At 64.7% G+C, this 13,984-nt stretch carries 13 protein-coding genes; 10 read left to right on the top strand and 3 right to left on the bottom strand.

The window, feature by feature from the left end:
- Nucleotides 1-441 carry a heme-binding protein gene (locus U873_RS0133040; protein ID WP_025132327.1) on the bottom strand — a complete coding sequence of 147 codons (441 nt, stop codon included), beginning with the start codon at nucleotides 439-441 and terminating at the stop codon, nucleotides 1-3.
- A gap of 268 nt (nucleotides 442-709) precedes the next feature.
- On the opposite strand from U873_RS0133040, the gene gcl reads away from it, so the two are divergent.
- From gcl to U873_RS0133000, 8 genes are all read left to right on the top strand, one after another.
- A complete protein-coding gene (gene gcl, locus U873_RS0133035) occupies nucleotides 710-2,485 on the top strand; it encodes a glyoxylate carboligase (RefSeq protein WP_025132326.1) in 1,776 nt (591 codons plus the stop codon).
- Nucleotides 2,486-2,602: 117 nt separating this feature from the next.
- Nucleotides 2,603-3,385 carry a hydroxypyruvate isomerase gene (gene hyi / locus U873_RS0133030; RefSeq protein ID WP_025132325.1) on the top strand — a complete coding sequence of 261 codons (783 nt, stop codon included), beginning with the start codon at nucleotides 2,603-2,605 and terminating at the stop codon, nucleotides 3,383-3,385.
- A gap of 120 nt (nucleotides 3,386-3,505) precedes the next feature.
- Nucleotides 3,506-4,396, top strand: coding sequence for a 2-hydroxy-3-oxopropionate reductase (locus tag U873_RS0133025; RefSeq protein WP_025132324.1), 891 nt, complete (start codon nucleotides 3,506-3,508; stop codon nucleotides 4,394-4,396).
- 157 nt (nucleotides 4,397-4,553) lie between these two features.
- A complete protein-coding gene (locus U873_RS0133020) occupies nucleotides 4,554-5,834 on the top strand; it encodes a glycerate kinase (RefSeq protein WP_025132323.1) in 1,281 nt (426 codons plus the stop codon).
- Nucleotides 5,824-7,239: a pyruvate kinase gene (pyk, locus tag U873_RS0133015; protein WP_025132322.1), complete on the top strand. Its 1,416-nt coding sequence runs from the start codon at nucleotides 5,824-5,826 to the stop codon at nucleotides 7,237-7,239. The genes U873_RS0133020 and pyk overlap by 11 nt, the downstream gene beginning before the upstream one ends.
- A 111-nt stretch (nucleotides 7,240-7,350) precedes the next feature.
- On the top strand, nucleotides 7,351-8,271 hold the full coding sequence (locus U873_RS0133010; RefSeq protein WP_025132321.1) for an urea transporter: 921 nt from the start codon (nucleotides 7,351-7,353) through the stop codon (nucleotides 8,269-8,271).
- A 21-nt stretch (nucleotides 8,272-8,292) separates the two neighbouring features.
- Nucleotides 8,293-9,117, top strand: a complete 825-nt coding sequence (locus U873_RS0133005; protein WP_025132320.1) for an ion transporter — start codon at nucleotides 8,293-8,295, stop codon at nucleotides 9,115-9,117.
- A gap of 90 nt (nucleotides 9,118-9,207) precedes the next feature.
- Complete coding sequence (locus U873_RS0133000; protein ID WP_025132319.1) at nucleotides 9,208-10,209, top strand: sulfate ABC transporter substrate-binding protein; 1,002 nt, start codon at nucleotides 9,208-9,210, stop codon at nucleotides 10,207-10,209.
- A gap of 64 nt (nucleotides 10,210-10,273) precedes the next feature.
- Here the strand turns inward: U873_RS0133000 and U873_RS0132995 are convergent, their stop codons facing one another.
- Both U873_RS0132995 and U873_RS0132990 read right to left on the bottom strand, forming a co-directional pair.
- The gene (locus tag U873_RS0132995; protein ID WP_025132318.1) at nucleotides 10,274-10,723 is read right to left on the bottom strand and encodes a RidA family protein; all 450 of its coding nucleotides are present in this window, start codon (nucleotides 10,721-10,723) and stop codon (nucleotides 10,274-10,276) included.
- Between the two features lie 137 nt (nucleotides 10,724-10,860).
- Nucleotides 10,861-11,490, bottom strand: a complete 630-nt coding sequence (locus U873_RS0132990; RefSeq protein WP_025132317.1) for a hypothetical protein — start codon at nucleotides 11,488-11,490, stop codon at nucleotides 10,861-10,863.
- A gap of 262 nt (nucleotides 11,491-11,752) precedes the next feature.
- Here U873_RS0132990 and U873_RS0132985 point away from each other — a divergent pair, with 262 nt between their 5' ends.
- Entirely contained in the window at nucleotides 11,753-12,961 is a 1,209-nt protein-coding gene (locus U873_RS0132985) for an MFS transporter (RefSeq protein WP_025132316.1), read from the top strand.
- 124 nt (nucleotides 12,962-13,085) lie between these two features.
- Nucleotides 13,086-13,970: a LysR family transcriptional regulator gene (locus U873_RS0132980; RefSeq protein ID WP_025132315.1), complete on the top strand. Its 885-nt coding sequence runs from the start codon at nucleotides 13,086-13,088 to the stop codon at nucleotides 13,968-13,970.
- Nucleotides 13,971-13,984: the final 14 nt, after the last annotated feature.

The following is a 13,984-nucleotide window of genomic DNA, read 5'->3' as shown; positions in this document are numbered from 1 at the left end:
TCAGGCAGCGACGCCGGCGTCGGCCTTCAGGCCCTGGGCCTCGATAGCGCTGATGGCGCACTGTTCATCAATGTCCGACGTATCCCCGCTGATGCCGATCGCCCCGATCACCAGCCCCGCCTGATCCCGAATCAATACCCCGCCCGGCGCCGGCACCACGCTGCCCTGCCCCAGACCGTTCAACGCACCGATGAACGCCGGACGCTGCTGTGCATCCAGGGCCAGCAGGCGCGAGCCCTTGCCCAGGGCAACCGCGCCCCAGGCCTTGCCGATGGCGATCTGCGGCCGCAGCAGGCTGGCGCCATCTTCCCGTTGCAGGGTCACCAGGTGCCCGCCGGCATCCAGTACTGCGATGGTCAACGGAGCCGCACTGATCTTGCGCCCTGCACTGATGGCCTGGTTGGCCAGGTTGACTGCGACTTTCAAGGTTAAAGCGCTCATGGGTGCCGTCCTTATCTTGTTATTGAGAAAGCCTGGGGAAGCTTCTTGTAGGAGAAGTCCGATACAACAAATAGAACACAATGAATTTATTTTTTGTATACAATAATTCGCGAAAGGCAGTCCCTGCGACAAAAGGACGCCGGTTTATCGGGGTCTTGGTGAAAGCCACTGTAGCTCAAGAAAATGGATTGACCTGCGCCACCCGCCGTGAATACACTTTGCGGAAAGCCACTTGTATACAATTACAAAACGTAAGAGGCACAAAACCATGAGCAAAATGAGAGCAATCGAAGCCGCCGTTCTGGTGATGCGCCGCGAAGGGGTCGATACCGCTTTTGGCATCCCGGGTGCCGCCATCAACCCGCTGTATTCCGCGTTGCAGAAGGTCGGCGGCATCGATCACGTGCTCGCTCGACACGTTGAAGGCGCCTCGCACATGGCCGAGGGCTACACCCGCACCAAGGCCGGCAATATCGGCGTGTGCATCGGGACCTCGGGCCCTGCCGGCACCGACATGGTCACCGGCCTGTACAGCGCCTCCGCCGACTCCATCCCGATTCTCTGCATCACCGGCCAGGCGCCTCGTGCTCGCCTGCACAAGGAAGACTTCCAGGCCGTGGACATCACCAGCATCGTCAAGCCGGTGACCAAGTGGGCGACCACCGTACTGGAGCCGGGCCAGGTGCCCTATGCCTTCCAGAAAGCCTTTTATGAAATGCGCTCGGGCCGTCCTGGCCCGGTGCTGATCGACCTGCCGTTCGACGTGCAGATGGCGGAAATCGAATTTGACATCGACGCCTACCAGCCCCTGCCCCTGGCCAAGCCTTCGGCCACCCGGATCCAGGCCGAGAAGGCCCTGGCCCTGCTGGATCAGGCCGAGCGCCCGTTGCTGGTGGCCGGTGGCGGCGTGATCAACGCCGATGCCAGCGACCTGCTGGTGGAGTTCGCCGAGCTGACCGGCATCCCGGTGATCCCGACCCTGATGGGCTGGGGCACCATCCCTGACGATCACCCACAGATGGTGGGCATGGTCGGCCTGCAGACCTCCCATCGCTACGGCAACGCCACCCTGCTCAAGTCGGACGTGGTGCTGGGCATCGGCAACCGCTGGGCCAACCGCCACACCGGTTCGGTGGACGTCTACACCGAAGGCCGCAAGTTCATCCACGTGGACATCGAGCCGACCCAGATCGGCCGGGTATTCACCCCGGACCTGGGTATCGTTTCCGACGCTGGCAGCGCCCTGACCGTGCTGCTGGAAGTGGCCCGCGAATGGCAGACCGCCGGCAAGCTGAAGGATCGCAGCGCCTGGCTCAACGACTGCCAGCAGCGCAAGGCCAGCCTGCACCGCAAGACCCACTTCGACAACGTGCCGGTCAAGCCGCAACGGGTCTACGAGGAGATGAACCAGGTGTTCGGCAAGGACACCTGCTACGTCAGCACCATCGGCCTGTCGCAGATTGCCGGCGCGCAGTTCCTGCACGTCTACAAGCCACGCCACTGGATCAACTGCGGCCAGGCCGGCCCCCTGGGCTGGACCATTCCCGCGGCCCTGGGCGTGGTCAAGGCCGACCCGAACCGCCAGGTGGTGGCCCTGTCCGGCGACTACGACTTCCAGTTCATGATCGAAGAACTGGCAGTGGGCGCGCAGTTCAACCTGCCGTACATCCACGTGGTGGTGAACAACTCCTACCTGGGGCTGATCCGCCAGGCCCAGCGCGGCTTCGAGATGGACTACTGCGTGCAGCTGTCCTTCGACAACCTCAATGCGCCGGAACTCAACGGCTATGGCGTCGACCACGTCGCGGTGGCCGAGGGCCTGGGTTGCAAGGCCCTGCGGGTATTCGAACCCAAGGACATCCAGCCGGCCCTGCGCCAGGCCCAGGAAATGCTCAAGACCTTCAAGGTACCGGTGGTGGTGGAGATCATCCTGGAGCGCGTGACCAATATTTCGATGGGCACCGAAATCAACGCGGTCAACGAGTTCGAAGACCTGGCGCTGGTGGGCAACGACGCCCCGACCGCAATTTCCCTGCTCGACTGATACCCCTGGCCGCTGGCACCGGCCGGGCACCGGACGCAACCTCCCGCCAGAGGTTGCGCCCGGGCCGCCCGCCCCCTGGCGCCAGCCCTAGGCTTGACCGAACCACAGGAGACCACCATGCCGCGTTTTGCTGCCAACCTGTCCATGCTGTTCACCGAACAGGACTTCCTCGCCCGCTTCAAGGCGGCCGCCGATGCCGGTTTCAGCGGTGTCGAATACCTGTTCCCCTACGAATTCAGTTCCGCCGAGATCAAGACCCAGCTCGACGCCCATGGCCTGACCCAGGTGCTGTTCAACCTGCCGGCCGGTGACTGGGCCAAGGGCGAGCGCGGTATCGCCTGCCTGCCCGACCGGGTCGAGGAATTCCGGGCCGGGGTCGACCTGGCCATCGCCTACGCCCAGGTGCTGGGCAACACCCAGGTCAACTGCCTGGCCGGGATCCGCCCCCAGGGCGCAGACCAGGCGCTAGTGGAAAAGACCTTCGTCGCCAACCTCAAGTACGCCGCCGACAAGCTCCAGGCCGTCGGCATCAAGCTGGTGATGGAAGCCATCAACACCCGCGACATTCCCGGTTTCTACCTCAACAACACCGCCCAGGCGCTGTCGATCCGCGAACAGGTGGGCAGCGCCAACCTGTACCTGCAGTACGACATCTATCACATGCAAGTCATGGAAGGTGACCTGGCGCGGACCATGGCCAACCACCTGGAGCAGATCAACCATATCCAGTTGGCGGACAACCCCGGGCGCAACGAGCCGGGCACCGGTGAAATCAACTACCGCTTCCTCTTCGAGCACCTGGACCGCATCGGCTACCAGGGCTGGGTCGGCTGCGAGTACAAGCCGTTGACCACCACCGAAGCCGGCCTCGGCTGGCTGAAGACCCACAACGCGATCTGAACCCGTCCCCGTAGGAGCCGGCTCGCCGGCGAACAGGCCCGAAGCCTTGCAGCGCCCTTGCGGCCGCCTTCGCCGCCAAGCCGGCTCCTACAAGGTCTGTCTGAATAGAGGATTTTCATCATGGCTAAAATCGGATTTATCGGCACCGGCATCATGGGCCACCCAATGGCTGCGAACCTGCAAAAAGCCGGTCACAGCCTGTTTCTGTCCGAGCATCACGGCAAGGCTCCGGCCGACCTGATCGCCGCCGGCGCCGTGGCCCTGGCCTCGCCGAAGGAAGTGGCCCAGGAAGCCGAGTTCATCATCGTCATGGTGCCCGATACCCCCCAGGTCGAAGACGTGCTGCTGCGCGCCGACGGCGTCGCTGCCGGGATCGGCAAGGGCAAGATCGTCATCGACATGAGCTCGATCTCGCCCACCGCGACCAAGGCCTTTGCCGCCAAGATCAACGAGAAAGGCGCCCAGTACCTGGATGCCCCGGTATCCGGCGGCGAAGTCGGGGCCAAGGCCGCGACCCTGAGCATCATGGTCGGCGGTGACAGCCAAGCCTTCGAACGCGCCCTGCCGCTGTTCCAGAGCATGGGCAAGAACATCACCCTGGTGGGTGGCAACGGCGATGGCCAGACCGCCAAGGTGGCCAACCAGATCATCGTCGCGCTGAACATCCAGGCGGTGGCCGAGGCCCTGCTGTTCGCCTCGAAGAACGGCGCCGATCCGGCCAAGGTGCGGGAAGCGCTGATGGGCGGCTTCGCCTCTTCGAAGATCCTCGAAGTGCACGGCGAGCGCATGATCAAGGGCACCTTCGACCCGGGCTTCCGCATCAACCTGCATCAGAAGGACCTGAACCTGGCCCTGAGCGGCGCCCGCGAGCTGGGCATCAACCTGCCCAACACCGCCAATGCCCAGCAAGTGTTCAGCACCTGCACCGCCTTAGGTGGCGGCAACTGGGACCACTCGGCCCTGATCAAGGGCCTGGAGCACATGGCCAACTTCTCGATCCGCGACAAGTAACACGCACTGTCTGTAGCCGCTGCCGCAGGCTGCGAAGGCTCACGCAGGAGACGCTTCGCAGCGGGCCAGGGAAAGGCCCTGCACACACCGTCGCCGCTTTCGGCGGCGGCTACACCCAGCTTCAAGCCCCCCATAACAAGAAATCCGGGAGCCCGCCATGTCGGTCGATCCGCAACAATTCCTGCGTGAGCTGTTCGCCACAGCCATCGACGCCGCCCATCCGCAACACGTTCTCGAAGCCTATCTACCCAGCGACCGCAGCGGCCGGGTCATCGTCATCGGCGCCGGCAAGGCCGCCGCAGCCATGGCCCAGGTGGTGGAACGCGCCTGGCAGGGCGAAGTCTGCGGGCTGGTGGTCACCCGCTACGGCCACGGCGCGCCCTGCAACAAGATCGAAGTGGTCGAGGCCGCTCACCCGGTGCCCGACGCCGCCGGCCTGGCCGTGGCCAAGCGGGTGCTGGAACTGGTCAGCAACCTCAGCGAGCGGGACCGGGTGATCTTCCTCCTGTCCGGCGGTGGTTCGGCGCTGCTGGCCCTGCCTGCTGCCGGCATCACCCTGGCCGACAAGCAAGCGATCAACAAGGCCCTGCTCAAGTCCGGCGCCACCATTGGCGAGATGAACTGCGTGCGCAAGCACCTTTCGGCGATCAAGGGCGGACGCCTGGCCAAGGCCTGCTTTCCGGCCACGGTCTATACCTATGCGATTTCCGATGTTCCCGGCGACCTGGCCACGGTCATCGCCTCCGGCCCCACCGTGGCCGACCCGAGCACCTCGGCCGAAGCCCTGGGGATTCTCAAGCGCTACGGGATCGAGGTACCCGCAGCGGTACGCAGCTGGTTGCAGAGCCCCGAGTCGGAAACCGTCAAGCCGGGCGACCCGAGCCTGGCGCGCAGCCACTTCCAGTTGATCGCCCGCCCCCAGCAGTCCCTGGAAGCGGCGGCGGTGAAAGCCCGCCAGGCCGGTTTCAGCCCGCTGATTCTCGGCGACCTGGAGGGCGAATCCCGCGAGGTGGCCAAGGTCCACGCCGGCATCGCCCGGCAAGTGGCCCTGCATGGCCAGCCCCTGGCCGTGCCCTGCGTGATCCTCTCCGGCGGTGAAACCACCGTCACCGTGCGCGGCAATGGCCGTGGCGGGCGCAACGCCGAGTTCCTCCTGAGCCTCACCGACAGCCTCAAGGGCCACCCCGGGATCTACGCCCTGGCGGGCGACACCGACGGCATCGACGGCTCCGAGGACAACGCCGGCGCCATCATGACCCCGGACAGCTATGCCCGCGCCGCGGCCCTGGGCCTGAGCGCCAGCGACGAGCTGGACAACAACAATGGCTACGGCTACTTCGAGGCCCTGGGCGATTTGATCGTCACCGAGCCGACCCGTACCAACGTCAACGACTTCCGCGCCATCCTGATTCTCGAGAGCCCCAAACATGACGCCTGACAAGAAGGTCAAAATCCTCGCCACCCTGGGTCCGGCCATCGACGGGATCGAAGATATCCGTGAGCTGGTACAGGCCGGAGTGAACATTTTCCGCCTCAATTTCAGCCACGGCACCCACGCCGACCACGCCCAGCGCTACCAGTGGATCCGCCAGATCGAGAAAGAGCTAAACCACCCCCTGGGCATCCTCATGGACCTGCAGGGGCCGAAACTTCGGGTCGGCACCTTCGCCGACGGCAAGGTCCAACTGGTCCGCGGCCAATCCCTGCGCCTGGACCTCGACACCCAAGCGGGCAATGCCCAGCGGGTCAACCTGCCCCATCCAGAGATCATTGCTGCACTGGAGCCGGGCATGGACCTGCTGCTGGACGACGGCAAGCTGCGCCTGCGAGTCATCGCCAAGCACGCCGACGCCATTGACACCACGGTGCTCAACGGCGGCGAACTGTCGGACCGCAAGGGCGTCAACGTGCCCCAGGCAGTGCTCGACCTCAGCCCGCTGACCGCCAAGGATCGCCGCGACCTGAGCTTCGGCCTGGAACTGGGAGTGGACTGGGTGGCGCTGTCCTTCGTGCAACGCCCGGAAGACATCCGTGAAGCCCGTGCACTGATCGGCGACAAGGCCTACCTGATGGCCAAGATCGAGAAGCCTTCGGCCGTCACTCAACTGCGGGAAATTGCCGAGCTGAGCGACGCGATCATGGTCGCCCGCGGTGATCTGGGGGTTGAAGTCCCGGCGGAAGCCGTGCCGCAGATCCAGAAGAACATCATCAGTACCTGCCGCCAGCTGGGCAAGCCGGTGGTGGTGGCCACGCAGATGCTGGAGTCCATGCGCTTCTCACCGGCGCCGACCCGGGCCGAGGTGACCGACGTCGCCAACGCCGTGGCCGAAGGGGCCGACGCGGTGATGCTGTCGGCGGAAACCGCTTCCGGCGAATACCCGCTGGAAGCGGTGCAGATGATGAGCAAGATCATCCGCCAGGTAGAGACCGGCCCGGACTACCAGACCCAGCTCGACGTCAGCCGGCCCCAGGCCGAGGCCACGGTGTCCGACGCCATCAGCTGCGCGATCCGTCGGGTGTGCAGCATCCTGCCGGTGGCGGTGCTGGTGAACTACAGCGAGTCCGGCAGCTCGACCCTGCGCGCCGCCCGTGAGCGTCCGTCGGTGCCGATCCTCAACCTGACGCCGAACCTGCAGACCGCTCGCCGCCTGACCGTGGCCTGGGGCGTGCACTCGGTGGTCAACGACCGCCTGCGCCAGGTCGACGAGGTCTGCGCCACGGCCCTGGAGATTGCCCAGGCCCAAGGCCTGGCCAAGCGCGGCGACACCGTGGTGATCACCACCGGCGTGCCGTTTGGCCAACCGGGTACGACCAACTCGCTACGCGTCGAAACCCTTCTCTGACCTGCGGCCTTCGATGCCGCTGCACAACCGATCCGTACAGAGCCTCCCGCAGAGGGTGCCTTGCGGATCGAGTGCAGCGTCCGCCAAGGCTCGTATCCACTGATGTCCGTCATGCCTTCACAGTCTTTCAACGCTTTCTGCCCTGACTGGGCCACGGCCCTGCTCAACGGTTTCAGTCAGATCTTCCTCCAGCGTCACCCGCTGTGCGGCCTGCTGTGCCTGCTAGCGATCCTGGTCTGCGCTCCAGCCCTGTTCGGCGGCGCCCTGCTGGGCGCCCTGGCCGGTTTGCTCACCGCGCAACAGCGGGGGTACTCCAAAGCCGACCGGCAAGCCGGGCTGTTCAGCTACAACGGCGTGCTGCTGGGCCTGTTGCTGAGCCTCTTCCTGCCCTGGTCGGTGCTGCTGCCACCGCTGATCATCGCCGCAGGCGGCCTGAGCGCGATCATTACCCAGCAGTGGCTCAAGCGCGCCCAGAACCCTGGCAGCCTGCCGGCCTACACGGCGCCCTTCGTCGGCCTCGGCTGGTTGCTGCTGAGCCTGTTCGAGACCCTGCCGAGCCTTCCTCCTCTCTCCCCCGCACTGTCCGCCACCGGCTTGGGCAGTGCCCTGTTGCAGGGGCTGGGACAGATCATGTTCCTCGGATACCCGCTGGCCGGGCTGCTGATTGCCCTCGGGCTGGCGCTGGCCAGCCGGCGTGCGGCGCTCTGGGCCCTGGCCGGTTCCGCTGCAGGGTTGGCCTTCAGCCTGATGCTCCAGGACAACAGCCAGGCCCTGCTCGGCCTGGGTGGCTACAACTGCGCCCTGGTGGGCCTGGCCCTGGGCCCCCAGGCTCGGCGCCCCTGGCCGCCGCTGCTGGGCATGCTCCTGGCCCTGCTGATCACTCCGGGGCTGGTGGCCCTGGGGCTGCCACCCCTGACCGCGCCCTTTGTCCTGGCCTGCTGGCTGGTACGCGCCGGCAGCCGGATCTTCGGCGCGCAAGCCCGGGACGATGTGCCTTGCGCTCCTTCGGCAAATCCCCCTAGGCTTCGCTGACTTTCGATTCAGGCGATTTCCATGGGCAACAGCGACAACTGGCGGCAACGCCTCTACGTGATGATCTTCCAGACCGATACCGTGGCTGGAAGACGCTTCGACACCACCCTGCTGCTGATCATCCTCGCCAGCCTGGTGATCGTGGTTCTCGACAGCATCGATCAGGTGCACCGCGACTATGCCAACGTCCTGGCCTACATCGAATGGGGCTTCACCCTGATCTTCGCCATCGAGTACGGCCTGCGGCTGTATTGCTCACCCAAGCCGCTGCGCTACGCCTTCAGCTTCTATGGCCTGGTGGACCTGCTGGCGATCGTCCCCGGGATCCTCGCCCTGTATTACAGCGACGCCCAGTACCTGCTGATCATCCGCATCATCCGCATGCTGCGGATCTTCCGTGTGCTCAAGCTCGCCCCCTACCTGAAGCAGGCCCATTACCTGCTGGACGCCTTGCGCGGCAGCAAGCAGAAGATCCTGGTGTTCCTGCTCTGCGTCTGCACCCTGGTCACGGTGTTCGGCACCCTGATGTACGTGGTCGAGGGCCCGGAACACGGCTTCACCAGCATTCCCAAGGGCATCTACTGGGCCATCGTCACCCTGACCACCGTGGGCTACGGCGATATCGTGCCCAAGACCGTGCTCGGCCAGATGATCTCGTCCATGGTGATGATCACCGGTTACTCGATCATCGCCGTGCCCACCGGGATCTTCACCGCCGAACTGGCCAGCGCCATGCGCGGCGAACAGCTCAAGCACGACTGCCCGGTGTGCCGGAAAAACAGCCACGAACCCGCCGCGGCGTTCTGCTCTCGCTGTGGCAATGCGCTGTTCAAGAAAATGGAATAAGCAAAGATCTTTTTAATCTTTAAAGAGATATAGCGCCCCGGCTATAGTCGGCGGCAAATGGCCTTCACTCTCGAATAAAAGGAATGTGCAGTGAAAAAACTTTTCAGCGCCTCGCTACTGGCTGCCGGCCTGGCCCTGGGCAGTGCCGCCCAGGCCGCACCGACCCTGCTCAACGTCTCCTACGACGTGATGCGCGACTTCTACAAGGACTACAACACCGCCTTCCAGAAACACTGGAAAGCCGAGCACAACGAGAACATCACCCTGCAGATGTCCTTCGGCGGCTCCAGCAAGCAGGCGCGCTCGGTCATCGATGGCCTGCCGGCGGACGTCATCACCATGAACATGGCCACCGACATCAACGCCCTGGCGGACAACGGCAAGCTGGTACCGGACAACTGGGTGACCCGCCTGCCGGACAACAGCGCCCCCTTCACTTCGGCCACCGTGTTCATCGTGCGCAAAGGCAACCCCAAGGCCCTGAAAGACTGGCCGGACCTGCTCAAGGACGGCGTGCAGGTGATCGTGCCCAACCCCAAGACCTCGGGTAACGGTCGCTACACCTACCTCTCGGCCTGGGGCTACGTGCTGAAGAATGGCGGCGACGAGAACAAGGCCAAGGATTTTGTCGGCAAACTGTTCAAGCAGGCGCCGGTGCTGGACACCGGTGGCCGCGCCGCGACGACCACCTTCATGACCAACCAGATCGGCGACGTGCTGGTGACCTTCGAGAACGAAGCGGAAATGATCGCCCGGGAATTCGGCCGCGATCAGTTCGAAGTGATCTACCCGAGCGTGTCCGCCGAAGCCGAGCCGCCGGTATCGGTGGTGGACAAGGTGGTGGAGAAGAAAGGCACCCGTGCCGCGGCCGAGGAATACCTGAAGTACCTGTGGTCGCCGGAAGGCCAGGAAATCGCCGCCAACAACTACCTGCGCCCACGGGACCCGAAGGTGCTGGCCAAGTACACCGACCGCTTCCCGAAAGTCGACTTCCTTTCGGTGGAGAAGACCTTCGGTGACTGGCGCAGCGTGCAGAAGACCCACTTCAACGACGGCGGGATCTTCGATCAGATCTACACCAACGCCAAGTGACCCGAAGCCGTGAATGAAAAAAGCGACCCTGGCGGTCGCTTTTTTTATAGTGCTATCACCGGGCTCAGAGGGCCCGGGCCGGGCTGAACAACGCCGCCTCGACCACTTGGAACCGCTCCTCCAGCACCGCTTCTGCCTCGACTTCGATCAGCCACTCCGGCAATGACAGCCCGCTGACGATGATCCAGGAAGACGCTGGCGGCTGGCTGGCAAAACGCTCCAGCAGCACCGCGCTGATTTGATCCTGCTGCTCCCGGGCCGCTTCGGCGATGTAGATCCGCAGCATCACCACATCCGCCAGCTGACCACCGGCCTCGGCCAGGACTTTCGCGATGTTGTCGAAGGCCTGCTCGGTCTGCTCCCGCAGGCCCGGGCCCACCGTACGCTCCTGCTCATCCCCCCCCACCTGGCCGGACAGCAACAGGCGCCGGCCACCACGGACCTCCACCGCCTGGCTGAAGCCGTACTGCAATGAATTGAACACACTGGCCGGATTGAACGTTGACTTCTCCATAAGGGGTCCTTGCCGTACTGAACGACCGGAAACCCTAAACCAAGGCCCCACCGACTTCCACCGCAACTACCGCGCTGCAACATTTGGCAATGCAAGGCTCGACGGGATCCCGTGCCCAGTGCCCCAGGCACAGCCCCTTACATCGGCGGTGCAACCCCGTCCTTGCCGGCGGAAATCGATTGCGCGGTGAGTTTGCCGTCGGCGCTCTGGGTGACGAACATCACCACCTTGACCCCGGTCTTGAGCAGGCTGCGATCGCCGGGAGCGAGGTTGACGATGGGCACGTCGTCCGGCACCAGGATCTTCTGCTGGCCCCCCTTGTAGTTGACGGTCAGGGTGCGGCCATTGCTCACCACCAGGTCACCGACACTGCCATTGGTCATGCTGCTGCCCTTGGCCAGGTCGAAGGGCCGATGGCCATCGCCGGTGCCGGCCAGCTGCGGTGGGAATACATGCACTTCCATGGCCTTGAGGGTGCCGTCGGCCATGGGCATGGCCGCCGAGCCGATATAGCTGCCGGGCTTGATGTCTTCGATATTGGCCAGGGTCACGGCGCGCACCTGGGTCTGCGGCGTGAGATCGACACTGACATTCTCGCCGCTGTTGGCATGCACCCGCAGCACGTCGCCGCTGACTCCGGTGATTTCCCCCCGCACGCCAATGCGCATGCCCGGGGCGTCCTGGGCCTGGGCCAGGACACTGCCCAGCAGGATCACCAGGGCAAGGCACTGCATGCTGCACAACAGGCCGGGTAACGATCGATTCATAAGGCCGACTCCTCTGCACAAAGGCGGAGCGCAAAGCCGACCACCGGCTCAAGGGCTCCTGAAGAAGATGAGCATGCTATCGAACAGGATGTAAGTAAATGTATCATCGACCCTCGGCAGCGGCACGCCCGGCCATACCCGTCCGTTCTTCCCTCGGTCATTTATTCCCCACAGGAATGAATGCTATTGCCCGGCCCTCTCTACTGCGTTAGCGCGCTGTCTCTTAATCTCGCTCGATCCTTTCGTCGCCAAGAGAACCCTGATGACTTCCATCTCCCAGGCGCTGCCGGCCGGCAGCCTGACAATGACCCGAGGCATGGTGGCGCTGTTCGCCTTCTGCTGCGGCGCCATCGTCGCCAACATCTACTACGCGCAACCGATCATCGAACTGATCGCCCCGGACCTGGGCCTGTCCAGTTCCCTGGCCAGCCTGATCGTCTCCCTGACCCAGATCGGCTATGCCCTGGGGCTGTTCTTCCTAGTGCCCCTGGGCGACCTGCTGGAAAACCGCCGGCTGATGATCATCACCACCCTGGTGGCAATCGCCAGCCTGCTGGGGGCGGCCTTTACCCAGAAACCCAATGCCTTTCTCCTGGTGTCGCTGCTGATCGGCTTCAGCTCGGTGTCGGTGCAGATCCTGATTCCCCTGGCGGCGCACCTGGCGCCTGAAGAATCCCGGGGCCGCGTGGTCGGGGGCATCATGGGCGGCCTGCTGCTGGGGATCCTCCTGGCTCGCCCGGTCTCGAGCCTGGTGGCCGACCACTTCGGCTGGCGGGCCATGTTCATCGCCGCCGCTGCGCTGATGGCGGCCATCAGCCTGGTGCTGCTGCTCACCATCCCCAAGCGCCAGCCCAACCACAGCGCCACCTATGGCCAACTGCTGCGCTCCCTGGCAACCCTGCTGCGCCAGCAGCCGGTCTTGCGCCAGCGGGCCTTCTACCAGGGTTGCATGTTCGCCGCCTTCAGCCTGTTCTGGACCGCCGCGCCCCTGGAGTTGGCGCGCAACCATGGCCTGTCCCAGAGCGAGATCGCGCTCTTTGCCCTGGTCGGTGCCATCGGCGCCATTGCCGCCCCCATCAGCGGCCGCCTGGCCGATGCCGGGCATACCCGCATCGCCTCGCTGCTGGCCATGCTGTTCGCCGTGCTGAGCTTCCTGCCGGCCTTTGTCCACCCGGCCTACAGCGTCATTGGCCTGGCCGTGACCGGGGTGGTCCTGGATTTTTGCGTGCAGATGAACATGGTGCTGGGGCAACGTGCGGTGTACACCCTGGATGCCCATAGCCGCAGCCGTCTGAATGCGCTGTACATGACCAGCATCTTCATCGGCGGGGCCTTTGGTTCTTCGATCGCCAGTGCGGTATACGAGCACGGCGGCTGGCTGTGGATCGTGATCGTCGGCAGCGCCTTCCCGCTGCTGGCCCTGGCACGTTTTCTCTGCGTACCGACCGCAGCCCGTCGGACCAGTGCCTGAACCAAGCAGGCGATGCGCTGAGCAACCCCGCCGGGGATGGTCAGGTTGACCGGCCCGGCATTGTCCGGCCAGGAGCACGAGCCCATTGCCGGCGAATCCGCCCCCAGCCTTCAAGGACACCCCGATGGACCGTCTGGCAGCAATGGAAACCTTTGTCCACGTGGTGGAAAGCGGCTCGTTCTCCGCTGCCGCCCGACGCTTGAACATTGGCCAGCCCGCCGTATCGAAAAGCGTCGCCCAATTGGAAGCACACCTGAAGGTGCGCTTATTGTTGCGCTCGACCCGCGGCCTGACCCCGACCGAGGCCGGACTGGCGTTCTTCCAGCGAGCCAAGCGCGCCATTGAAGAAGCCGACGAAGCAGAGCATGCCGCACGCGGCTCGGCGGCAGGATTGCGTGGCACGCTGCGCATCAGCGCCCCGGTAACCTTTGCCCGCATGCACATCATTGGCCATCTGGGGGCCTTCCTCGATCAGCACCCGCAATTGCACATCGACGCGGTGCTCGACGATCGCAATATCGATCTGGTGGAAGCCGGGGTGGATGTGGCCCTGCGGATCGGCAATCTCACCGACTCCAGCCTCACGGCGCGCAAGATCGGCGAATGCCCGCGTCTGGTGATGGGCACACCGCAGTACTTCGCCCGCCACGGCGAGCCGGCCCACCCCGCAGAACTGGACCGGCATCAGACAGTGCTCTACAGCCTGGCCGGGGGGACCACCTGGGGCTTCACTCGGGGGGCGGAAGAACACTGGATAACTGCCAATGGCCGGATCCGGGTCAACGCCGCCGAAGGCCTGCGCGAGGCGGTGCTGGCCCACCTCGGGCTGACCGTGACCTCCCAGTGGATGTTCGCCCCGGAGCTGGCCAGTGGCGCGATCAAGGCCGTGTTGCCTCAATGGCAACTGCCTCCCCAGCACTTATGGGCGGTGTTTCCCAGCGGGCGCATGACCAGCGCCAAGGCCCGGGCGTTTGTCGAGTATGTGCAACCCCTGCTGGCCGGTCCCTGAAGTCCCGGGCGCTG

The sequence above is a fragment of the Pseudomonas sp. PH1b genome, assembly GCF_000633395.1.
Taxonomy (GTDB): domain Bacteria; phylum Pseudomonadota; class Gammaproteobacteria; order Pseudomonadales; family Pseudomonadaceae; genus Aquipseudomonas.
Note: the sequence above shows the minus strand (reverse complement) of the source record. Positions and strands in the feature narration are given on the sequence as shown.